Source organism: Acinetobacter calcoaceticus (assembly GCF_051947995.1).
Taxonomy (GTDB): domain Bacteria; phylum Pseudomonadota; class Gammaproteobacteria; order Pseudomonadales; family Moraxellaceae; genus Acinetobacter.
Genome location: NZ_JBLVVH010000004.1, coordinates 373,865 through 394,887, shown reverse-complemented (window position 1 = coordinate 394,887; position 21,023 = coordinate 373,865). Strand labels below are relative to the sequence as shown.

Annotated in this window: 22 protein-coding genes; 9 read left to right on the top strand and 13 right to left on the bottom strand. The window is 43.4% G+C overall.

Features of this window, described 5'->3' with window-relative positions:
• Positions 1–31: 31 nt before the first annotated feature.
• From ACNQO6_RS10545 to ACNQO6_RS10530, 4 genes are all read right to left on the bottom strand, one after another.
• Positions 32–1,135, bottom strand: coding sequence for an HPP family protein (locus ACNQO6_RS10545; RefSeq protein WP_440208928.1), 1,104 nt, complete (start codon positions 1,133–1,135; stop codon positions 32–34).
• 120 nt (positions 1,136–1,255) lie between these two features.
• Positions 1,256–1,672 (bottom strand): lysozyme inhibitor LprI family protein, encoded by a 417-nt coding sequence (locus ACNQO6_RS10540; RefSeq protein WP_440208927.1) that lies wholly within the window; start codon positions 1,670–1,672, stop codon positions 1,256–1,258.
• Positions 1,673–1,804: 132 nt separating this feature from the next.
• The gene (locus ACNQO6_RS10535; RefSeq protein WP_440208926.1) at positions 1,805–2,596 is read right to left on the bottom strand and encodes a TIGR03915 family putative DNA repair protein; all 792 of its coding nucleotides are present in this window, start codon (positions 2,594–2,596) and stop codon (positions 1,805–1,807) included.
• Positions 2,597–2,598: 2 nt separating this feature from the next.
• Entirely contained in the window at positions 2,599–3,861 is a 1,263-nt protein-coding gene (locus ACNQO6_RS10530; protein ID WP_440208925.1) for a putative DNA modification/repair radical SAM protein, read from the bottom strand.
• A gap of 294 nt (positions 3,862–4,155) precedes the next feature.
• On the opposite strand from ACNQO6_RS10530, the gene glyQ reads away from it, so the two are divergent.
• Positions 4,156–5,145 (top strand): glycine--tRNA ligase subunit alpha, encoded by a 990-nt coding sequence (gene glyQ, locus ACNQO6_RS10525; protein ID WP_440208924.1) that lies wholly within the window; start codon positions 4,156–4,158, stop codon positions 5,143–5,145.
• Positions 5,145–7,214 carry a glycine--tRNA ligase subunit beta gene (glyS, locus tag ACNQO6_RS10520; RefSeq protein WP_440208923.1) on the top strand — a complete coding sequence of 690 codons (2,070 nt, stop codon included), beginning with the start codon at positions 5,145–5,147 and terminating at the stop codon, positions 7,212–7,214. The genes glyQ and glyS overlap by 1 nt, the downstream gene beginning before the upstream one ends.
• A gap of 211 nt (positions 7,215–7,425) precedes the next feature.
• On the opposite strand, the gene ACNQO6_RS10515 is transcribed toward glyS, so the two are convergent.
• Positions 7,426–7,956: a restriction endonuclease gene (locus ACNQO6_RS10515; RefSeq protein ID WP_440208922.1), complete on the bottom strand. Its 531-nt coding sequence runs from the start codon at positions 7,954–7,956 to the stop codon at positions 7,426–7,428.
• 2 nt (positions 7,957–7,958) lie between these two features.
• Complete coding sequence (locus ACNQO6_RS10510) at positions 7,959–8,891, bottom strand: hypothetical protein (protein WP_440208921.1); 933 nt, start codon at positions 8,889–8,891, stop codon at positions 7,959–7,961.
• A gap of 374 nt (positions 8,892–9,265) precedes the next feature.
• Between ACNQO6_RS10510 and ACNQO6_RS10505 the strand changes: the two genes are divergently transcribed.
• Complete coding sequence (locus ACNQO6_RS10505) at positions 9,266–9,685, top strand: hypothetical protein (RefSeq protein ID WP_199973276.1); 420 nt, start codon at positions 9,266–9,268, stop codon at positions 9,683–9,685.
• 41 nt (positions 9,686–9,726) lie between these two features.
• Here ACNQO6_RS10505 and ACNQO6_RS10500 read toward each other — a convergent pair whose 3' ends face one another.
• Positions 9,727–11,229, bottom strand: coding sequence for a flavin-containing monooxygenase (locus ACNQO6_RS10500; RefSeq protein WP_440208920.1), 1,503 nt, complete (start codon positions 11,227–11,229; stop codon positions 9,727–9,729).
• A gap of 240 nt (positions 11,230–11,469) precedes the next feature.
• On the opposite strand from ACNQO6_RS10500, the gene ACNQO6_RS10495 reads away from it, so the two are divergent.
• Positions 11,470–11,874, top strand: coding sequence for a hypothetical protein (locus ACNQO6_RS10495; RefSeq protein ID WP_440208919.1), 405 nt, complete (start codon positions 11,470–11,472; stop codon positions 11,872–11,874).
• Between the two features lie 94 nt (positions 11,875–11,968).
• On the opposite strand, the gene ACNQO6_RS10490 is transcribed toward ACNQO6_RS10495, so the two are convergent.
• Together ACNQO6_RS10490 and ACNQO6_RS10485 are read right to left on the bottom strand one after the other, a co-directional pair.
• The gene (locus ACNQO6_RS10490; RefSeq protein WP_440208918.1) at positions 11,969–13,324 is read right to left on the bottom strand and encodes a S8 family serine peptidase; all 1,356 of its coding nucleotides are present in this window, start codon (positions 13,322–13,324) and stop codon (positions 11,969–11,971) included.
• Positions 13,325–13,398: 74 nt separating this feature from the next.
• Positions 13,399–13,710 (bottom strand): hypothetical protein, encoded by a 312-nt coding sequence (locus ACNQO6_RS10485; RefSeq protein WP_440208917.1) that lies wholly within the window; start codon positions 13,708–13,710, stop codon positions 13,399–13,401.
• A gap of 616 nt (positions 13,711–14,326) precedes the next feature.
• On the opposite strand from ACNQO6_RS10485, the gene ACNQO6_RS10480 reads away from it, so the two are divergent.
• Positions 14,327–14,941 (top strand): hypothetical protein, encoded by a 615-nt coding sequence (locus ACNQO6_RS10480; protein ID WP_343580778.1) that lies wholly within the window; start codon positions 14,327–14,329, stop codon positions 14,939–14,941.
• Between the two features lie 62 nt (positions 14,942–15,003).
• Here ACNQO6_RS10480 and ACNQO6_RS10475 read toward each other — a convergent pair whose 3' ends face one another.
• Positions 15,004–16,278, bottom strand: a complete 1,275-nt coding sequence (locus ACNQO6_RS10475; RefSeq protein ID WP_440208916.1) for a hypothetical protein — start codon at positions 16,276–16,278, stop codon at positions 15,004–15,006.
• Between the two features lie 121 nt (positions 16,279–16,399).
• Here ACNQO6_RS10475 and ACNQO6_RS10470 point away from each other — a divergent pair, with 121 nt between their 5' ends.
• Both ACNQO6_RS10470 and ACNQO6_RS10465 read left to right on the top strand, forming a co-directional pair.
• A complete protein-coding gene (locus ACNQO6_RS10470; RefSeq protein WP_440208915.1) occupies positions 16,400–17,179 on the top strand; it encodes a class I SAM-dependent methyltransferase in 780 nt (259 codons plus the stop codon).
• A 19-nt stretch (positions 17,180–17,198) separates the two neighbouring features.
• Entirely contained in the window at positions 17,199–17,759 is a 561-nt protein-coding gene (locus ACNQO6_RS10465; protein ID WP_343580775.1) for a hypothetical protein, read from the top strand.
• A 61-nt stretch (positions 17,760–17,820) separates the two neighbouring features.
• Here the strand turns inward: ACNQO6_RS10465 and ACNQO6_RS10460 are convergent, their stop codons facing one another.
• Positions 17,821–18,384, bottom strand: a complete 564-nt coding sequence (locus ACNQO6_RS10460) for a hypothetical protein (protein WP_440208914.1) — start codon at positions 18,382–18,384, stop codon at positions 17,821–17,823.
• Between the two features lie 166 nt (positions 18,385–18,550).
• On the opposite strand from ACNQO6_RS10460, the gene ACNQO6_RS10455 reads away from it, so the two are divergent.
• A complete protein-coding gene (locus tag ACNQO6_RS10455) occupies positions 18,551–19,186 on the top strand; it encodes a class I SAM-dependent methyltransferase (protein ID WP_343580772.1) in 636 nt (211 codons plus the stop codon).
• Here the strand turns inward: ACNQO6_RS10455 and ACNQO6_RS10450 are convergent.
• A complete protein-coding gene (locus tag ACNQO6_RS10450) occupies positions 19,183–19,650 on the bottom strand; it encodes a Holliday junction resolvase-like protein (RefSeq protein WP_032873739.1) in 468 nt (155 codons plus the stop codon). The two genes, ACNQO6_RS10455 and ACNQO6_RS10450, sit on opposite strands and share 4 nt — an antisense overlap.
• A gap of 130 nt (positions 19,651–19,780) precedes the next feature.
• Here ACNQO6_RS10450 and ACNQO6_RS10445 point away from each other — a divergent pair, with 130 nt between their 5' ends.
• Positions 19,781–20,425, top strand: coding sequence for a ParA family protein (locus tag ACNQO6_RS10445; RefSeq protein ID WP_343580769.1), 645 nt, complete (start codon positions 19,781–19,783; stop codon positions 20,423–20,425).
• 90 nt (positions 20,426–20,515) lie between these two features.
• Here the strand turns inward: ACNQO6_RS10445 and ACNQO6_RS10440 are convergent, their stop codons facing one another.
• A complete protein-coding gene (locus ACNQO6_RS10440) occupies positions 20,516–20,866 on the bottom strand; it encodes a hypothetical protein (RefSeq protein WP_440208913.1) in 351 nt (116 codons plus the stop codon).
• Positions 20,867–21,023: the final 157 nt, after the last annotated feature.

Sequence of the window (21,023 nt, the reverse complement as noted above, 5' to 3'; positions counted from 1 at the left end):
AAATTCCCCCTAATCCAACCGTAGCTTTTTTTTAACTTAATTTTTGATTCAGCTGCTGTTGCAAGGCCGCAATCATATCGGCACGGCTGATGATGCCGATCAAACGCTGATTTTCAACCACAGGAATATAGTTAAAAGACTTTTCAACAAAGTATGGCACCAGATCCTGAATCGGTTGTAACGGATCGACGGTTACCACTCTCCGGCTCATAATCTGGCGCACAAAATGCTGCCATGAATTACGTGGATCGGTCGCACCTTTAAACCATTCCACCACTTCATATAAAGCCAGCGTCCCGACCAGTTTTTCTTCTGCATCGACAACAGGCAAGCTCATCAGGTTAACCGCCTTGAATTTATCCAGCGCCTGATAAATATCATCATTTTCATGCAGTTTAATCACATCCCGACTCATAATATCCTGACAGACAAATGAATTGACCAGACGCTCATTGGCACGCTCCTGTGCTTCCAAAATGATTTTTTCCAGATCATATTGGCTAATGTCCAACAGCTCGGTGTGATGCTCTAAAGCATATTCAATATCTTTTGGCTGGATCGAGACCTTCTGCGTGGGTGTCGGGTCTTTAGAACGTTCATTTACATGTGCCGTCAAAGGATAATGCCGTCCAATCAAACGGTTAAATACCACTGCAAAAACCAGTAATAAAATCGAGTTCAAAAGCACTGGATATAATACAAAATGGAAACCCAGCCGATGTACCGCTTCTCCTCCTAACACAGCGGTAATCGCCACTGCTCCACTGGGTGGATGGAGGGAATCTGTGGTCATCATCAGGAATATTGCCAGACCGACGGCCACACTAAAAGCACTCGTCAGATCAGGTAAAAAATGAGTACAGGCAACGCCGATTAAACCAGCCAAGGTATTCCCGACCACGACATTCCACGGTTGCGCTAAGGGACTATTGGGTAGCGCAAATAACAATACCGAAGAAGCCCCCATGGGTGCAATATACCATGCATTCATGCCACCCAAGACGTACCAGCTAATGAGTGAAGAAATCGCCAAGCCACATAAAGCCCCGACACCGGAAAGCATCCTCTCCTTTAAAGGCAGGACTTTATAGTTAGGTTTGAGAAAATTTAGCCAGTCTGATTGGGTAGAGCTCACAATGCACCTTGCTGGAATAGTGTTGTTTTATTCGAGGCAGAAGTATACGCCTACTCAAGCTTAAGGTGTATTTAAATTATAGTTTTAGATTATGAGTAAAGCTGTTGAAAATAAATTTTATCAGTTCAGGTATTCCTTAAGCTGCTCGATTCGCTCTGCATATTTTTGCATCGGACAATACTCATACATCGGCGAGCCGATATACGCACCCGCATTACGACATTCCTGATCCACAAAACTTTTCCACAATTGTTGTGATTTCATAATGTCGTTGTAGCGTTCAGGCTGTTGATATTCTTTACTCTGCTTCTTGATTTGATCCAGTAATTGTACGATCTGCTTGCTATATAATGTTTTGGTTCTGCTACTGCAGATTTCCACCACTGCATTATTGATATTGCCCAGTCCCAATTCCTGAATGGTTTCATCCACACAAAGGCTATAAGTATCCTTAGATTTATCCGGCGTTTCAGCCATAACCTCCACAGTTAAGCAGGTCATTGCCAGGAATAGGCATTTAAAACTTAATTTCTTCATTTTCTAGCTCTTGGTTTTGTCATTTTTAGAATCATATTCAAGAAGTAAGGACAAGCTTGTTTTTTACTCAGATTTAATTAAAAGTGCAAGTGGCTCTCAAGCACACTTCTTTTCAGGTCCGTCGCCCAAGCATTAAAGATACTTTTCATTCAGATAACGCCAGTATCGTTTTGGCAAATATTGCACATGGAGTTTAATATTCTGACGTTCTTTGATGTTGACGCTATTGAAGTAATCTTTCCATAACTGATCATATAACGCTTCCTGCTCATCCAGTTCTAACTGGAAGCTTTGACTAAAACCCGTTTCGATATTAGGGTCGACCTCATTCACATCCATCGAGACTTCATGAATCTCATGCAGGTCATAATACAGGCCATATTGACGCTGCTCATCATAAATCAGCCAGCGTTGATCCTGATAACGACGTTTAAAATGCGGCTGAATCAGAGGCAATACATTAAAATCCGGTCGTACCAAACTGAGAAATAGCCCATCCGAGGTTTTCTTAAAACGTATAAATGCCTCCATCCGGTGTTTTTCACGCCCGACCTTTTTGGTCCATTGCGCAATTGCCAGCACACTCGGATGTGAATAGTCTTTTTCAACGGAAACTTGCTGCCGGAACACATAAATACAGTAATTGAATAAATGCTGATAGGCCTCCAGCGATTCTGATAAAGACGTAAAATAGAATTGTCTCAAGGCCGATTGCGATAGTTTCTGTTGCAGGCCTGCCCAGACCCGTTGCGCCTGCTGTTCATGCGTCGGCACCTCAATCAGACTGGCAAACAGGCCATGTTGGACCTGATTGTCCAGACACAGCTGCACCTCAAATTCTTTGAACTGAAAGGCCCGAAAAACACAACTCAGCAGTCCCGCCATGGAGCCATCAAAGCAATATGCCACTGGATCAGTGAACACGTTTAAAAGCCTAAACTTAGCTGCGGTGAAAGTTGTTGCACGTATTTTGAGGAACCCTGTGTCAGGATTTGCTGACGGATATAATGAGGAGAAAGTTCCTTCTGAAAACGTGGGCTGTCTTCACAGCGAATAAAAAACTTTGCCCGCGAATAGGCCACACCGAGCTGTTTCAATAAATCGATATGGATTTTGCCAAAACGTCTTGCCTGCACAATTTTCTTGGCTGATTTCACGCCGATGCCGGGCACACGCAATACCATCTGATAATCGGCACGGTTTAAATCCACCGGGAACTGTTCAGGATGGCGTAAGGCCCAGCTCAGTTTCGGGTCAATATCCAGATCAAGATGCGGAAAACGCTCATCTACAATTTCATTGACCTGAAAACCATAAAAACGCATCAACCAGTCACTCTGGTATAGTCGGTTTTCACGTAATAGCGGTGGCGCTGAACCCACAGCAGGTAAATAATGATTCTCGGTATTGATCGGAATATAACCCGAGAAATAAACCCGTTTAAGTTTAAATTCCTTGTAATGCCGATCCGCCATTAACAGTACATCCTGATCGGTTTCCTGATGCGCCCCCACCACCATTTGTGTGGTTTGTCCCGCAGGCACGTATTTTGGCACATGCTTGATCACCTGCCGCTCATCCTTCAACTGAATCAGGCGATCGCGAACCAGACCCAAATCTTTTTGTACTTCCTGATGCGATTTTTCAGGGGCAAAAGTTTTCAGTCCGGCTTCTGTCGGCATTTCCAGATTGATACTCATCCGGTCGGCATATAACCCTGCTTCATGGATCAGTTCCGGGGAAGCACCCGGAATGGTTTTGAGATGAATATAACCGTTAAAATTTTCTTCCAGACGCAGCTTCTTCACCACCTGTAGCATGCGTTCCATGGTGTAGTCTGCGGACTTGAAAATGCCCGAGCTGAGAAATAACCCTTCAATATAATTACGACGATAGAAATTGATGGTCAGGTCAACCACTTCCTGCACGGTAAAGGCCGCACGTTTTATGTCATTAGAACGGCGTGACACGCAATAAGCACAATCAAAAATACAGACATTACTGAACAGGATTTTCAGCAAGGAAACACAGCGCCCATCTTCGGTATAGCTATGGCAAATCCCTGAATGGCTGGCATCTCCAAGCCCCTTGCCTTTGTTTTTACGGTCACTGCCACTGGAAGAACAGGACACGTCATATTTGGCAGCGTCCGCTAAAATTTGCAGCTTTTCACGAATGCGATCAGACATTTCAAACGACCTGAAGAAAACAGAGAGGATCGTTTAAAAATTAACATGTCCACATTGTGAAATTAAGAGCATGAGAGATGCTATACGTCATGAGATGACGTGAGGATTTTTCCTGTTAAAAGCAGGCTTCCCATTTCAATCTGTTTTAATCGGTCTATAAATATAATTAAGAAGAGTTGCCCTATTTTTTATTTCTGATCAGAACTTGCGAGCGAAGTGCTAGAAGCCTTTGCCACCCACCACCAAAATCCTTATACTTAACCACAATTTTTGTTTGATTCCAGTGGATGCACCATGAGTCGTGCTATATCGCATATTGACACATTTCAGGGCTTGATTCTTGCCCTACAAAACTATTGGGCGGAGCAAGGCTGCGTCGTATTACAACCATATGATATGGAAATGGGCGCAGGGACATTCCACACTGCAACCTTCTTACGTGCGTTGGGGCCAGAAACCTGGAACGCGGCTTATGTTCAACCTTCACGTCGTCCGAAAGACGGTCGTTATGGTGAAAACCCGAACCGTTTACAACACTATTATCAGTTCCAGGTGGTGCTTAAACCAAACCCGGACAATATCCAGCAGCTTTATCTCGATTCCTTAAAAGCAATCGGGATTGATACGCTGACACACGACATCCGTTTCGTGGAAGACAACTGGGAATCTCCAACACTTGGCGCTTGGGGCTTAGGTTGGGAAGTCTGGTTAAATGGTATGGAAGTGACTCAGTTCACTTACTTCCAGCAAGTGGGTGGTATCGAATGTTATCCAGTCACAGGTGAGATCACTTACGGCTTAGAACGTCTGGCAATGTACCTGCAAGGCGTAGACTCAGTTTACGATCTGGTCTGGACTAAAGGTCAATTCGGTACAGTGACCTATGGTGATGTATTCCATCAAAACGAAGTTGAGCAATCCACCTATAACTTCGAATACGCACCTGTCGATAAAATGTTTGAATTGTTTGACTTCTATGAAGCTGAAGCCTCTCGTTTAATCGAAGCTGAATTGCCACTTCCTGCCTACGAACAAGTGATTAAAGCATCGCATTGCTTTAACTTGCTGGATGCACGTGGTGCGATTTCCGTGACTGAACGTCAACGTTATATTTTACGTGTTCGTACCTTGGCGCGTTCAATTGCACAAAGTTATGTGGTTGCCCGTGCCAAACTTGGTTTCCCGATGGCAGAACCGCATTTGCGTGATGAAGTATTGGCTCAGCTCAAAGCACAAGTTGAAGCAGAAGCAGCCCAAGCTGAAAAAGCGAAGGAGAATAAATAATGACCAAACATACAGTTTTATTCGAACTTGGCTGTGAAGAGCTTCCACCAAAAAGCTTAAAAACCTTACGTGATGCACTCAAAGCAGAAACTGAAAAAGGCTTAAAAGATGCAGGCTTAAATTTCGCCTCGATCGAAGCGTATGCTGCGCCACGTCGTTTAGCATTAAAAATTGTTGATATCGATGCAGCTCAGGCAGATACACAAAAACGTTTTGATGGCCCTGCGGTACAAGCTGCCTATGATGCTGAAGGCAAACCAACCAAAGCGCTTGAAGGCTTTATGCGCGGTCAAGGCATTACCGTTGACCAGCTTTCGACTTTCCAGGCCGGTAAAGTTGAAAAAGTGTGCTTCCTGAAAGATGTCAAAGGTCAAAGCCTAGACGTTTTACTGCCGCAAATTTTACAGACTGCACTGGATAACTTGCCAATCGCAAAACGCATGCGTTCAGCGGCAAGCCGTACAGAATTCGTTCGTCCAGTCAAATGGGTGGTATTGCTGAAAGATGCTCAAGTGATTGATGCAACCATTCAAGATCATAAAACAGGTAACGTGACCTATGGTCATCGCTTCCATGCACCTGAAGCTGTGACTTTGGCACATGCGAATGACTACTTGGCAACGTTAGAAAAAGCGTATGTGGTTGCTGATTTTGAAAAGCGTCAAACCACGATTCAAGCCCAAGTGAAGACATTGGCAGATGAAGTCAATGCGATCGCAATTGTGCCAGCAGACTTGCTTGATGAAGTGACCAGTCTGGTTGAATGGCCTGTGGCTTTACGTGCGACTTTTGAAGAACGCTATTTGGCGGTTCCGCAAGAAGCGTTGATTACCACCATGCAAGATAACCAGAAATATTTCTGCTTAATCAATGCCGAAGGTAAATTACAGCCTTACTTCATTACCGTTTCAAATATTGAGTCTAAAGACCCGACTCAAATTATTGAAGGCAATGAGAAAGTGGTTCGCCCGCGTTTGTCCGATGCGGAGTTCTTCTTCTTACAAGACCAGAAGCAACCGCTTGCGTCTCGTAAAGAAAAATTAGCCAACATGGTCTTTCAGGCACAGTTGGGTACCCTTTGGAATAAATCAGAACGTATTGCCAAACTGGCTGTGGCATTGTCACCGATTACCGGTGCAAATGCAGCCGATGCAGAAAAAGCAGCATTATTGGCTAAATGTGACTTAACCTCGGAGCTTGTGGGTGAATTCCCGGAACTTCAAGGGATTGCAGGCACGTACTATGCTCGTCTTGAAGGTGAAAATAACGAAGTTGCTGAAGCTTTAGGTGAGCAGTATTTACCTAAGTTTGCAGGCGATGTATTACCGCAAACCAAAACCGGTACAACCATTGCCCTTGCGGACCGTTTAGATACATTGGTTGGTATTTTCGGTATTGGTCAAGCACCAACAGGTTCGAAAGACCCATTTGCATTGCGTCGTTCTGCAATCGGTATCTTACGTTTAATCATTGAAAATGAATTAGACATTACGATTGAAGAATTGGTGAACTTTGCCTTGCAAGGTTATGGCGACATCATCAAAGATCATGACAAGACCCGTACCGATGCAGTTGCTTTCCTTGAAGGTCGTTACCGTGCCAAGTATGAAGACCAAGGCGTTGCGGTTGATGTGATTCAAGCAGTTCAAGCACTTGCACCAAAATCGCCACTTGATTTTGACAAGCGTGTGACTGCGGTCAATCATTTCCGCACATTGCCAGAAGCGGCTGCATTGGCTGCGGCAAATAAACGTGTTGCCAATATTCTTGCTAAAGAAGCAGCGCCTGAAGGTGCTGTGGTTGAAGCGAATCTGGTTGAAGCGGCTGAAAAAGCACTTTATGCAGAACTCCAAGCGTTAACACCTGTGGTTCAGCCATTGCTTGCTGCACGTAACTACACAGAAGCCTTGTCTAAGCTTGCTGCGCTTCGTGCGCCAATCGATGCCTTCTTTGAAGGTGTAATGGTGATGGCTGATGATGCTGAATTAAAAGCCAACCGTTTACGTCTACTGGCTCAGTTGCGTGATTTATTCACGGCAATTGCAGATGTAAGTGTGTTACAGGGTTAACTATTTATAATACTTGATCTTTTAAATAAACCCCACTATATATCTAGTGGGGTTTTGTTATAAATTGGAGTACCAAATTGATCGACAATTGTTGTCTTCTGTAACCTTCTTCCTTTATTTCTCCGAAAGTAAATTGAACGGCTAACGCCGTGCTCTATGGCAAAATTGGAGCACAGCGGAAATTTTGTCCGATAGCAGCGCCTTGTTATGCTCAAAGGACTTTGTGTACATAAAGCCCGCAGTATCGCTTCTTTATTAATGCCCTTATGTCATCTAGTGAAGTTAGAGAGCGGATATCATCCATAGTAATGACAATAACTCTGATTCCATCCTGCAAAGCACTTCTCAAAATACCAATCGCACCAGGTTCATTCCCATCGCCTCTCACAAATCCTCCTGTAACTCCATTTGCGGCAACAAATATTCCTGTAGTTAAGGCCCGACGTCGAACTTTATTTACAAAATTATCTAAGACTGGAGCACCAACGGTCGAGCTCCAATTTTTACACTCCACAAGAATCACAGAGTCCCATGGTCTGAGTATCTCCTCTGTCTGTGCGTTCCATAGTACGATGTCAATTTCTTCTGACGGCATTCTGATGTCGTGATCAGTAACATCCACTCCATTCAAATGCTCGAACATATAAATAGAAAGAAGTTCAAAAGACGCGCCCTTTTGGTGATTTGTTGTGGCTGCATCAACATTGTTGATTAATGTCTGAAAGTGGTTTATATCAAACATCTTTAGAACTCCTGACCATACAGGATTTCTCTTACCTTCGTCTTGACAAGATGTAGTAAATCGCTAGGAGCTCTTACGTTTACGAGATCATCTCGATCTAGTGCGATAGCATTAATGCCTTCTTCGGCTCTTAGCTTACTAAGCAGGTTTTTAGTTCTCTTATCGTTTAACCCAGTTGTCGCAAGTATTAGACCTTTAATTCCTGATTTCTTGCTCATCTGAAGAAAGTGGTGAAGCACTGACGAATTCATCGAGCCAATGGCTTTAATTTCAACTGCGATTGGATTTCCCAAAATAGCAAGTTCGGAATCTTCTTGAGAATTCCAGATAACCAAGTCGAAACCGCTGTCTCTACGATTTATGGATTCAGATGCAATTACTTCCCAGCCGTCAATTCCGCCTGCTATTTCTGCAAACCATTGTTCAAAAAGCCTACTCCGCCTAGGGCCCTCAGCAGCGAAAAGATCACGAAAATTTACAGAAGGTTGAAAGGTATCTGATACAACGTATTGCTTATGTTCGCCTCTGGGGCCTAGGTAGCCAGACTTTCTTCTTGTAGCATCTTCAATTGCCTCTGTTAGCTGAAACACGAAGTTATTATCAAAGAGACTTCGTTGAGAAATGCTCAGTATGCGCTGACCCCTTATCTCTGGTGGCAACGAGTATTCGTGATCAGTAACTATTATGACAGGCTTTCCCGCCCCGTGAGCCAGTCCTATTTGATAATATAAGCTTTCTGATTTGGCATTGACGAAGGCGACCAACACATCACATAAATTAATCAATCCCCATATGGCGCTTGAAACAGTCTCTTGCAGGTTGAAGTCTTCAATCGTTTCTACTTCGTAATCTTCCATTTGAGATATCCGCAATAGAGAACTCTTCAGCTCGTTTGCCTCATGCGAAAAGCTATTTAAGATACCGATTCTTTTCATCTTGATCTCATGGTTTGATGTCGTTCATAATGCATAACTACTCTTATGCGGCAGAAGTGACATATAAGATTCCAAATTCTACCTCAGAAGATACCTATTTTGATTAAAAGTAAAACGTGCAAATATTGATTTTTGTTGAATTAAAACTATCATGAGGAAAATGAGGCGTCAACGATCATAAAATGTCAGATTAACATCCCAATCTGCTTGATTTGATGAAGCATTGAATACGCTACAAACATATGAGCTCTAGAACTGAACAGGCATAATATTTACTTACCGTATCAATTTCATCTCATCCCCACTCTTTTCTTCAACTCAACGATAAGATATAAAATCTCGATTGCGACACGATCGCTGAAAGGACAGAAAAGATGATGAATAAAGTACAACTCTTATGTTTAACCACTGCACTTGCAGCCTCGTCTTCTCTCTGGGCAGCAGATACCACAAATGCCTCAACAGTATCAAATGCAGAGCCTGAAAAAGCTATGCCTTACGGCGATAACCCAAGCATCGGTCGTGTATTGCTGTATAAAACAGGCAAAGGTATACAGAATCTGGGCAACTCGATTCAGGGTGCTTCTGAAAACACATCTCAAAAGATCAGTGAAAGATGGCAAGACACCAAGAAATATACCGAGGAACAATCTGAAGTTGTTCAAACACAAGCAGAGAAAGCCAAACAATTTACCGCTAAAAAATGGCAAGACACCAAAGATGCAGTGGTCGGAACCAATGAAGGTAATGTTCCGATTGAACGTGCCGGACTCAGTCAGCCCTCATCGAATTAATCAAAAACCTCTAGCTTAAACTAGAGGTTTTTTTAACTTGATCAGGCAGAAACGGGGGCAATTTGTGGTTCGACCTGACGATCAATCAGATATTCATTTAAATTAAAATGACTGAGTTGCTGGCGCATCTTAAACGTCGTCCATGGCCATACTGTACTATTGCGCCCATTACGATCAATGAAATAGCTCTGACAACCGCCTTTATTCCAGACCGTGGTTTGTAAGGCTGCTTGTACACGCTGATTAAACCGGACCATGCGCACAGGATCAACTTCAATGGTTTGAATATTTTGCTGAATTGCCTGTTTGAGTGCATCGATAATATAGGCCAGCTGTGCTTCAATGATAATAAATGCCGAAGAACTCACCGCAATATTGGGTCCAAACATCAAGAAGCCATTTGGACAGTCCGCCACCATGGTTCCCATATAGCCTTCCGGACTACCCTGCCAGACTTCTGACATGCTTTGACCATGACGGTTAAACACTCGTTGGGCAATCGGCGGTTCAGCCACCTCAAAGCCCGTACCGAGAATAATCACATCTGCTTCGATGCAGCGACCATCACTGGTAAATAATTGATTGTCTTTGACTTCACTAAGAGCAGCAGCCACCACTTCAACATTCGGTTGTGCCAAAGCAGGATACCACTCGTTGGACTGGAGAATCCGCTTACAGCCAATCACATAATTGGGCGTCACTTTACGGCGTAATTCAGGATCTTTAATTCCCTGTTTAATATGAAATTCAGCAATACGCTGTACTTGTCGCATCGCTGCATTACTTTGTAAGCCACCATTTAAGCTCTCAAAAATACCGTATACCGAACCACGCATCAGCGATTGGGCAACAGGGAGATATTTAAAAACGGCCTGGATCGGAGCAGGTAAAGGCATATCCGACTTCGGTAAGACCCAGTGCGGTGTACGCTGAAATACCGTCAGTTGCTTTACCAAAGGTTGAATCTGGGGAATAAACTGGATCGCTGATGCACCCGTGCCAACAACGGCGACGCGTTTTCCGGTTAAATCCAGATCATGGCGCCAACGCGATGAATGGAAAATTTCCCCTTTAAAGTCTTTTAATCCTTTGACATCCGGTATTACAGGCTCATGCATCGGGCCACACGCCATAATCGCAAATTGTGAATGTAATTCGCCTTGATTAGTTTTAATGATCCAGCACTGTTTAGCATCTGACCACGTTGCGGCTAAGGCTTCATGATTGAAGTGAACATGCGGCATGACCTGATATTTCAGTGCAGTATTTTGCAAATATTGTTTGATTTCAGCCTGTCCAGCGAACACCCGACTCCACGCAGGATTCGGTTCAAAAGAATAAGAATACAAGGCAGAAGGCACATCACAGGCACAACCGGGATAGGTATTTTCACGCCATACCCCACCCAGCTCATCCGCTTTCTCAAGCAAGATAAAATCATGGATGCCAGCTTCTTTCAGTTTGATTGCAGCCCCTAATCCTGCAAAACCGCCACCAATGACGATGACCCGATGAAATGCTACAGCTTTCGACTTCGTATTCATGACCTCTTGTTCCCTGTACTTAAAGCCCAAAACACTATGGCATTAAGCTCTGAAACGGTCATTATCAAGACAGGCCGTTTATAGCATTATTTTTGACAGAATTTGCCAAATCATGTTGCTGTTGGATTCATTCAAAAAAATAAGCTTAAAATTTACAGTGTTATCTCAAAACATGCATTGAACTTCACGCCCCTAGACCACACACTGAGGTGATTAATTCACAGGACCGGAATTTTGCCCATGCTGCATCGCCCCTTCAAGATCATGTTAGTCTCAGTGCTGAGTGGAATGAGTTTCACCGCCTGTTCAACCTTGCAAAACCAGAGCCCAGCCACTCCCCAAGTATTAGAGCAGATTAAAAATATTGCTGCTTCTCCAACAACAGAAGGCAATATTGCGAAACTGATGAAACAGGATAAAAATTGCATTATTGAATTCATCGGCTACTTTGACGGCGGACAAGCCATAGAGCACTGGACGTTCAATCACTCTGGATTAATTTCAGCGAGTTCATCGACACAATATACCACCCGCGCCTCTGCAAACACCTCCACAGCATTTGATATTGAAGATCCTGCCGTGCAGGCAAATTTCAAGAAACTGCAAAGTAATTTTAGTGCCAGCACACTGGCGCAATGCCATTGAGGCCATAAAAAAACTCGTTGCTGCTATCTCTAGCTGCAACGAGTTATGGCTTTTAAACTATTTTCTGGATCAGTCTTGATCTTCTAAACCCAGCTTAATTCGCATTGAGTCCACTGGTGGCCGCAGCTAAATCAATACGCGGGAAGATCAAACCAGTACGTTTATCGTGAATCGGCTTACCTGTTGCCTTCAAACGGTTCACGGTCTGGTCTATCGTCTCGGATGGACTGACATCATTGGCACGTAATAAGGCAATCGCGCCTGCAACATGCGGGGCCGCCTGTGAAGTGCCGCCTTGAGTTTCACCGCCTGCGGTAATCATGGCACCCGGTGCCAGCAAGGTCACCAGTGAGCCGCCATTACTAAAGCAGGTCACCTGATCGGCTGCAGTAGTCGGATCTGAACACTTCACTGGATTACCCCAGGAAACACCCCCAATATTACTGTCATAAACAGCGCCTACCCGTACAGCTCCTGCAACACAGGCCGGTGAGGAAATACCATCGGCAAAGCCATCATTGCCGGACGCGACTACAGGCACAACACCTGCAGCACGTGCATTGGCAAAGGCAGTGCTATAACTGCTGTTGCTACATTCAGAGGTATATTTCACCCCTGGCACCCCTAAACTCAGGTTAACCGCTTTAATGTTATAGGTCTGGGCATTGTTCACGGTCCAGTTTAAGGCCGCCAGAATATCACTGTCATAGGCAGTACTGCCCCACTGACCATTGACACGAATTTTACGGAAGGTATCGATCCCTATAATTTTGGTTTGCGGTGCAACTTTGGCAATAATACCTGATACATTACTGCCATGCCCATCATCATCCAGACTGTTATCATCCGGAGCGCTGTCAAAGGCATATACCACACGACAACTCGATGCCGGGGTATTTACCGCGGTACAGCCAAAATCGGCATGCTTATAATTCACGCCCGTGTCGATCACCACCACACTGGTCCCCTCTCCGCTAAAGCCATTTGTAACTGCTTGCGGTTGGTTAATTAAGGGGAGACTTTCCATGGTGGTGGTTACATTTTTACGGTTCGGATACACCCCTTTGACGCTCGGATCATTTAACACTTGCGCCAAGGTTTCGCGGTTTTGAATCCGGTACAAGCCCAAAGGCAGGCCATTAAACTCACGTAAGGTTTGAAAGCCTGCGGCTTTGCTGTATTTACTTTTGAACTGATTTTTACCATCCGCAATCAGGCTGCGTTTTTCTCGCCCAAAAGTGGTGCTGGTTGCACTGTTATCATATTCGATCAATAAATCATTCGAATCATTGTCGATCAGGGCTGCAATATTAATTTTACCCTTTTCTACTTTGTTTAATGCCGCAGAACTGAGTCGTTGTTTGAGTTGGTCAGTTGTCAGTGTTGCAGCTGAGGTGGTAGTGGTTAAAAAAGCGGATAAGCTTAGTAATAATAAAATTTTATTGTTCACTGTGGATCTCCATCATTCTTGGATAAAGAACTTTTGAGTTTTTTGGTTTTCTTGGATAAAGAAATCCAGCTCATTTAAAGTTTTTTAATTTCATTTGCTGGGTCAGTTTCCGGATCAATCGGTTGTATCGAAGGATCACTTTTGGTGTCATAAAATTGAGCATCTTTTTGAGTTGTCTGCAATTTATTTAACATCGTGGATGTTGTATGGGTTGCTGTTTTGGCCTCCTCTTGATTTAAAATGGTTGAACTATTGCCTGATTGTTCAGGCCGCATCTGGTAAATCGCGGTATCATCCGATGAACTTGTCGGCTCTGCCGGTTCAAAATAGAACACCACCACGCCAAGTCCGATCAGGACAAATAAAAAAGCGGCTATCTGTTTCATTCATATTCTCCAGTGCCTGAGTTACTGGTCATTACCTGGTTATCAGTTGTTTTTCTATAAATAATGCGAATACAATTTAAAAATTCACTTTAAATTTCACATATACCCTTCAATTCAATACGATTAAAAATTTCATGGGACCTCAACCCCTTAAATCTTTTAACTCGATTTCATTTTTCAAAATGAAAAATGAGGTGGAATCGAAGTGGGTCCTAAAACTTTAAATGACTCAAAAAAATACAACTACGATTTCACCTATTTATACCAAGCAATAAAAATGCCATGATTTTGATTATTTTTAAACCGGTTTAATCCTATTTAAATATTCTAAATTTTCATATTTGGTTCGATAAAATATAACTCGAAATGATTAAAAACCGTTTTGCCCTAAAAATATAAAAATGATGATTTACAGGATTTTATATTAATTAAAAAACATCACTTTTCACGTGCTTATTATGACCACCAGTCTTCACAATTTCTCTCCAAAGTGTGTTTGAGCTGTAATCTGGATGTAATTTTTGATGAAAATCACACATTTTTTCTTTTTTGCTCGCTATGATGCACTTGCGTTAATGAAGTACCGCTTTACGGTACATCGCTTAAGGAAATCGCAATGAAAAAAATGATCAAAACAGCTATCGTGACAACAACTATCCTTGCTTCTGCCTCTGTTTTTGCACAGAGCGCTGAGGTCAATGCGAATGGCTCAGCTCAAGTCAACGTACAGTCTGGTGGCTTGCTTAAGGGTGTGACTGGCGCAGTGAAACATACTGCTCAAGGCGTTGGTCACGTGGCACAAGGCGTAGGTCATACAGCACATAATGTCGGTCACGCTGCTGTCAATACAGGCGTAAGCGCAACTCAAAAAACCGTTGGAACAGCAACTCATATCGGTTCAACTGTCGTGAACAAAACCGGTGAAGCCGTTAAAAACACCAAAGATTATGCAGTAGAGAAAACTGTTGATGGGAAAGAGTTTGCAGCGGAGACCACTGCAAATGTCAAAAAACGTATTGAAGACAAAAAGGCATCTAACCAACCTAAGTCATTAAATTTAGGTGCTCAAACCAATGCACAAGCACAGGTAAACGGTAAAACTACCGGTGTAAATGCTCAAACCGGCTTGAATGCAGATAAGAAAGGCCTGCAAACAGGTGCCAATGTCGGTGTTAAAGTGCTCGGCGTCAATGCCAATGTGAATACCAACGCAAAAATTGGTGCAAACTAATCCTTTAAGACCGTTCTAAAAAAAGCCCTTTGCAACGCAAAGGGCTTTTTTATGGCAAAGAATTAATTAAATAATTGCAGCTTGGTCTGCTCATCCACATTATTTTCAACAAAATGCGTGAAGCCTTGTTCATCACAGCTTAAGCTCAGTTGCTTATAACTGATGCTACAAAACTCGGCATACTGTTTAAACACCAGCGGTGACTGGTCTAAGGCCAAAGCCTCACCGACTTTGACCAGCTTGTGAATACCACGGTCATTCATGGTCAATAAATAAATTTCATCATTCAGTTCAAGTTCCACCAATGCAGTGGCAGTGACTTTTAACGGAACGAGATAGTTCGGATTGGCTGCAAGCATCTCAGCGCTATAACTTTCCAGTTTTAAACTCACCAGATTAAAAACCAGACAGCTCTGTTGAGCCGTTATGAGCGTTGGCTTCGACCGACCGGCCTGTTGTACGAAATGGGGCTGAATCCCTAGCTTATGCAGGTTCTGTTCGCTGCCATGTTTCAGCTTAAATAGCTGCTGTACCAGCTTCTGCTTGATGACCGCATCAAAATAGCGCTCATCCAGCTCAAACTCATTGTTTTCTAAAATCTTCAATAAGGCCTGATGATGTCTTGCCAATAAGGCATCCAGCACATGACGATAATAGAATTTGCTTTGCTTTTTAACTTCACGTACACGCTTGTAGAAATAAGTAATTTCAAAAGGTTTTTCGACAAAATCATTCAGCAATTGCGAACTTGCCAGCACCGAAAGCGCTTCATGACCGGTAAATGGCAAATGAATGACATGCATCTTCGGTAATAAAGGCTGAATTTTTAAGAAATGCTCTTTATCGTCTGCAAAATATGGGTCGTAAACAATAATATATTCACGTGATGCATCGACTTCATCGGCCTGAATCTGCATGTCTTGATGAATGCTGGCATCAAAAAACTCGGCATAACGGCGATCTTGTACCACATCGGGATCAATTGAATATTGTGGGACAAAAGCCACCACTTTTTGCATATTCAACAAGTTGGAATATTTAATTGCAGCATAGCCACCCATTGAGCCGCCATAGCCGACAATTTCGTTGAATTGCTGCAAAATAGGCAGAATCTGTTGCTGCATTTGCAGCATGCTGCTTTTAGGAAACCATGATTTTTGTTTTGGCATAATGCCAAGGACGTTGTATTGATATTTTATTAATGATTTTTCAGCATTAATGGACATTCCTTTGGCGCGACTAATCAAATCGCCGAACGAAACCACTAAAGTGTCACTTGAACCTTTTAAAAAAATAACGCGAATATGTTCATCTTCAAATACGATTTGCTTATCCATGCTCACACTGAAAAATTGATCCAAGGTTTGTAGCAAAAAGTCACCAAATGATGGCTTTGCCAAACCATAATTGCGGAGTATCTTATTTTATAGAGATAAGACAGATTAAAAAGCGCAAAAGATGACACAATCCTTACACCCAGCCGCTCAAAAAGGCTTTAGTTTAGGTGCCGAACTGTACCAGCAGGTTCGCCCCAGTTACCCGCAAGATATTGCCATTTGGCTGCAAGATCGGCTCAAAATAGGTGAAAAATCCACTGTTATTGACCTCGGTGCCGGGACTGGCAAATTCTTACCCTACCTGTTGCAAAGCAAGGCAAAAGTGATTGCGGTTGAGCCTGTCGCTGAAATGTTACAACAGCTTCAGCATAGCCATCCACAGGTGAAATGTATACAGGCATCCAGTGATCATTTGCCACTGGCAGATGGCGCAATTGATGCGATTCTATGTGCCCAGTCCTTCCACTGGTTTGCCAATCTCGAAACCTTGACGGAAATGTATCGGGTCCTGACACCAACAGGACAATTAGGACTGATCTGGAATCAACGCGACACCACGGTGGACTGGGTCAACGCACTGGCAGATGAAATTGCCCCTTTAGAAGGGGATACGCCACGTTATCACAGTGAGTTATGGAAACAGGTATTTGAGCATCAGCAACTGTTTCACTTTGTTGAATTGCAAACCTTCCAGCAGAAACATCATGGCACGGTTGAGCAAGTGGTGAGTAAGCGTCTGCTATCGACCAGCTTTATTGCCGCCATGCCAGTGGCAGAACAACAACAGTTAAAAGCAAAGTTCGAACAAATTGTATTTGATTTTACCGGTTTAACTGCGCAAGATCAGATTGATTTCCCCTATACCACCTTTGCATATCATTTTCAGAAAGTTGCAAACTAAATATTTGTCGAGTTGATCTATGTTGAGTATGAGAACCGCCTTTGCCCTGAGCTGTATGCTCAGTTCAGCCCTGCTCTTGAGCGCCTGTAATAAAGATAAAGAACCGACTGCCAAACAGGAGCAGCAAAGCAGTTCAGCCCATGATGAGATTGGTCAATTAAAGCAGCTACCGATCAAACAGTTCCCTGCAACCGCAGATGATGGTCATGATATTGCCATACTGGATGACTATGATCGTCGCTTTACCGACATGAGCGATAGCATGGAAATGGAATTGGCCAAGATGAAAGAAGCCAATACCTTAACCCCTGAATTTGAACAGCAGCGCCAAAAGGACAATGTCAAATCTGCGCTGTCGATGTTAAAAGAGCTGGAACTAAAAACCGAGCAAGGACGTTATATTCAAGGCTTGCTATATGATTATTGGGAACAGCAGGCAAAACTTCTGGATCAGGCCAATACTGCTAAAACAGAGACTCGCCAGCCAGTCGATCAGCTCAATGAATATCTACATGCTCAAAGCCAGTTACATCACTGGAGAAGTACTCAATCCGCTGAAACAAAAGCACAAGAAGAATAATTGACAAGCATAAAAAAAGAGGGATTTCGCGCCCTCTTTTTTATTTAAATACAGCATCAAGTTAAATATTCTGTTTTTCAATCCACTGAATTGAACTGACACGGAACAGTTCACAGGCCCCATCACCGACACCACCTGGAGTGAGCGATGATTTCCAGACCAGATCCTTATCACGAATCTCGACCAGCTCACCTTTTAACTGCACCAGATCACCACGTTTTACCTGTTTAATCTGTTTGGCAATCTCTGGATTGGCAGGAATAATGTGCATATTCGATACCATTTTGATGGCCTGATCGGGTGGGACCGGTAAGGTTTTCATTTTCCAGTTCAGGTAACGATCATATTGTTGCACATCAATGGTTCGCGCAATCTGAGGGTCAGCAAAAAGTCCTAAACTGACCGCATAATCAATCGGAGAAAATTTGGCTTGCTCATCATCATGATAGAGTTTTGAACCGAGAATACGGAAATTCCCATCAAACGGCTTGAGTACCGAAATCGACTGATATTTCACAACGGGCGCTAAACCATTGGCAATATTGTATTCTTCCCCACTGGTCGATGCATGTGTCTGCCCAATTGCAACAACCATGCATAAACTCATCAACAGACGTTTTTTCATGGCTCAATCATCCTCAAAATAACGAAAAACTTAGAAAAGCACATCTCTTCATAGTATGCTTAGATGGTGAAAAAAAGTGCTTTTTTTGGTAACAATCAAACTCACTTTAGTCATATTTTTGTGGTGCAGTGACCTTTTCTTATTTTGAATCAACGAATGGATTTGCATGATTTACCAATTTTATCAACGCCGTATATTCCCTCACTTGCTTAATCAGGTCATGCAAACCGCCAGCCTGATGGATCGACGTCGTGAATTATTGCTCCCGATCGAAGGCGAGGTTCTCGAGATTGGTTTTGGTACAGGTCTGAATATTCCCTTCTATGGCAATGTCGATACGCTCTATGCGCTGGAGCCAAATCCGGACATTTATCTGCTTGCGGTTGAACGGGTTCAACAAGCGCCATTCTTTATCAAGCATATCCAATCCAGTGCAGAGAAACTGCCTTTTGCAACAGCTTCTCTGGATCATGTGGTCTCAACCTGGACCTTGTGCAGTATTGCCCAGCTCGATCAGGCACTGGCAGAAATTTATCGCGTGCTCAAGCCGACAGGGACCTTTCATCTGGTTGAACATGTCAAACATCCAGACTCTGCGAAAATACAGTCCTTGCAAACTTTACTCACCCCGATCCAGAAACGTATTGCAGATGGTTGCCATCTTAATCGCGATATAGAGCGGCACCTGTTACAAGCCAAATTTAAACTGATCCAAAAACAATATTTTGATGCGGAAGGCATTCCGGCCATTGCCCAAAAGATGCTATTCGCGCGGGCACAGAAATTACAGATCCCGCATTAATCTTCAAAATCGATTCTTAAGGTCTCAAAACGGATCCGGCCTTCGCGTACCGCTTGGGCAATGGCCTGCTGTCCCTTGCTTAAGCGTGCCCCGCCACTTTTGATGTCGAGCAAGATCACTTCGATATCTTCGGCCGTTCCATCGCCATCGCGGAAATCGGTATAACCATCAAACACCACATAATCGACCGGATCACCGAGGAATTTGGCATCACTAGGCAGATACTGGAATTCAGGCAAGATCGGTGCAAACTGTTCCGCCATTTTGCCCTTCAACACCGCCCGACTGGTATTGACACTGCGCTTCTGCGCATCCAGCAAGGCTTGCTTGTGTTCCAGCTCCAGCTCGGCAATATATTTTTCATACTCAGCCTGTACACGACCATTACGGGTACTGGACAAAATAAGGGTGGTGATGACAACGCCAATACAGCCACCGATCAACATTGCAAGCCAAACCGACATAAAACCTTCCTTTTTCTGAATATCGCTATTTAACTGCAACATTAAACTTTTGTCATGTGTAACACACTCGCGCTAAAAAGATGCTAAGGTATGGTTGAATACGAGAGCCAAGTTAAATAAATCTAATTTCATGAAAACCATATTAATCGCAAATCAAAAAGGTGGCTGTGGCAAGACCATGACAGCGATCACGCTCGCTGCCGCACTCTCACAAAAAGGCTATAAGGTTGCGCTGGCCGATGCAGATAACCAGAAATCATCTTTGCAATGGTTAAAACAGCGTCCAGGTACCGTGACAGGCATTCAAAGTCTGGATTGGCGTCATGAAAAATCAATCGGAGAAGCACCGAAAAATCTGGACTATTTAATTATTGATGCGCCTGGTGCGCTGTCAGGCGAGCATGCAGAACAACTGGTCAGCGAAGCCCATGCCATTGTGACGCCACTGCAACCTTCGTTCTTTGACATTGATAGTACCCGTCGTTTCCTCAAGCATTTGCACGACATTAAGCGCATTCGTAAAGGAAAGGTACAAATCCTGCTGATTGCCAATCGGGTCAAACCGAACAGTTCCAGCTCTAAAGATATTCAGGACTTTTTTAACAAGATTGAACAGGAACCTGTAGCCTGGATTTCAGAGCGGAGTGCCTACGGCACATTGGCCATGCAGGGTCTCAGTATTTTCGATAAAACCCAGAAAAACTTTGTCAGTATCCAGAGCCAGTGGCAACCGGTGTTAAACCAGTTAGTCGACGATCCCAGTGAATGGTTTTAATTCAGCCAGATCCACGTGTTCCATTTCATGTGAATGGAACGCGTGAAAAGATTGGTTCTCGATATTGATCGATTCAGCAGGCATTGATCTTTATTCAGGCGTGATAAAGGGTGCAGGATTTTCACTCGGCCCATCTTTTTCAGCACTTTCATCTTTCAGATTATGCTTCATTTCATCACGATCCAGATTTTCTGCCGCTTTACGAATATTTTCATTACCATGACTTCCGTCAGGATTTTGCGAGGCCGCGCTCTGATCTAAGCTCTGTTGTAATTGATCTGTATCCGTCAGCCCTTCAACCTCTTGATAACTGACGTTATCGTTACTCAATAGCTTGGCGACGTTGTCATTGGAGTGGGAAGCCTCATTGGGATTTGCTTGTGCTTGATTATGCGGATCTGCTTTTTCAGGTGATTGATTCTGATTATTTGAATAAGCCATCAAACTACTCCTTAAAATTCATTCATGGATGCTGGATGGATTTAATCTAACAATACGCTTTGTAACTCGTTGCCGACTCCTGTATTAAACTCGATAGTAAATGTTGCCAGCGTGAGTTCATGTATTTTGTGCAGATCATTATTTCCAGTTTTTTACA

Excerpts from the sequence above, each read along its gene's own strand:
- ACNQO6_RS10445 (WP_343580769.1), top strand. The coding sequence starts at position 19,781 with ATGAAAACCATATTAATCGCAAATCAAAAAGGTGGCTGTGGCAAGACC.
- ACNQO6_RS10475 (WP_440208916.1), bottom strand. The coding sequence starts at position 16,278 with ATGGATAAGCAAATCGTATTTGAAGATGAACATATTCGCGTTATTTTT.
- ACNQO6_RS10470 (WP_440208915.1), top strand. The coding sequence starts at position 16,400 with ATGACACAATCCTTACACCCAGCCGCTCAAAAAGGCTTTAGTTTAGGT.
- ACNQO6_RS10505 (WP_199973276.1), top strand. The coding sequence starts at position 9,266 with ATGATGAATAAAGTACAACTCTTATGTTTAACCACTGCACTTGCAGCC.
- ACNQO6_RS10515 (WP_440208922.1), bottom strand. The coding sequence starts at position 7,956 with ATGTTTGATATAAACCACTTTCAGACATTAATCAACAATGTTGATGCA.
- ACNQO6_RS10450 (WP_032873739.1), bottom strand. The coding sequence starts at position 19,650 with ATGTCGGTTTGGCTTGCAATGTTGATCGGTGGCTGTATTGGCGTTGTC.
- ACNQO6_RS10440 (WP_440208913.1), bottom strand. The coding sequence starts at position 20,866 with ATGGCTTATTCAAATAATCAGAATCAATCACCTGAAAAAGCAGATCCG.
- ACNQO6_RS10465 (WP_343580775.1), top strand. The coding sequence starts at position 17,199 with ATGTTGAGTATGAGAACCGCCTTTGCCCTGAGCTGTATGCTCAGTTCA.
- ACNQO6_RS10495 (WP_440208919.1), top strand. The coding sequence starts at position 11,470 with ATGCTGCATCGCCCCTTCAAGATCATGTTAGTCTCAGTGCTGAGTGGA.
- ACNQO6_RS10500 (WP_440208920.1), bottom strand. The coding sequence starts at position 11,229 with ATGAATACGAAGTCGAAAGCTGTAGCATTTCATCGGGTCATCGTCATT.
- ACNQO6_RS10530 (WP_440208925.1), bottom strand. The coding sequence starts at position 3,861 with ATGTCTGATCGCATTCGTGAAAAGCTGCAAATTTTAGCGGACGCTGCC.
- ACNQO6_RS10480 (WP_343580778.1), top strand. The coding sequence starts at position 14,327 with ATGAAAAAAATGATCAAAACAGCTATCGTGACAACAACTATCCTTGCT.
- glyS (WP_440208923.1), top strand. The coding sequence starts at position 5,145 with ATGACCAAACATACAGTTTTATTCGAACTTGGCTGTGAAGAGCTTCCA.
- ACNQO6_RS10455 (WP_343580772.1), top strand. The coding sequence starts at position 18,551 with ATGATTTACCAATTTTATCAACGCCGTATATTCCCTCACTTGCTTAAT.
- ACNQO6_RS10510 (WP_440208921.1), bottom strand. The coding sequence starts at position 8,891 with ATGAAAAGAATCGGTATCTTAAATAGCTTTTCGCATGAGGCAAACGAG.
- ACNQO6_RS10540 (WP_440208927.1), bottom strand. The coding sequence starts at position 1,672 with ATGAAGAAATTAAGTTTTAAATGCCTATTCCTGGCAATGACCTGCTTA.
- ACNQO6_RS10485 (WP_440208917.1), bottom strand. The coding sequence starts at position 13,710 with ATGAAACAGATAGCCGCTTTTTTATTTGTCCTGATCGGACTTGGCGTG.
- ACNQO6_RS10460 (WP_440208914.1), bottom strand. The coding sequence starts at position 18,384 with ATGAAAAAACGTCTGTTGATGAGTTTATGCATGGTTGTTGCAATTGGG.
- glyQ (WP_440208924.1), top strand. The coding sequence starts at position 4,156 with ATGAGTCGTGCTATATCGCATATTGACACATTTCAGGGCTTGATTCTT.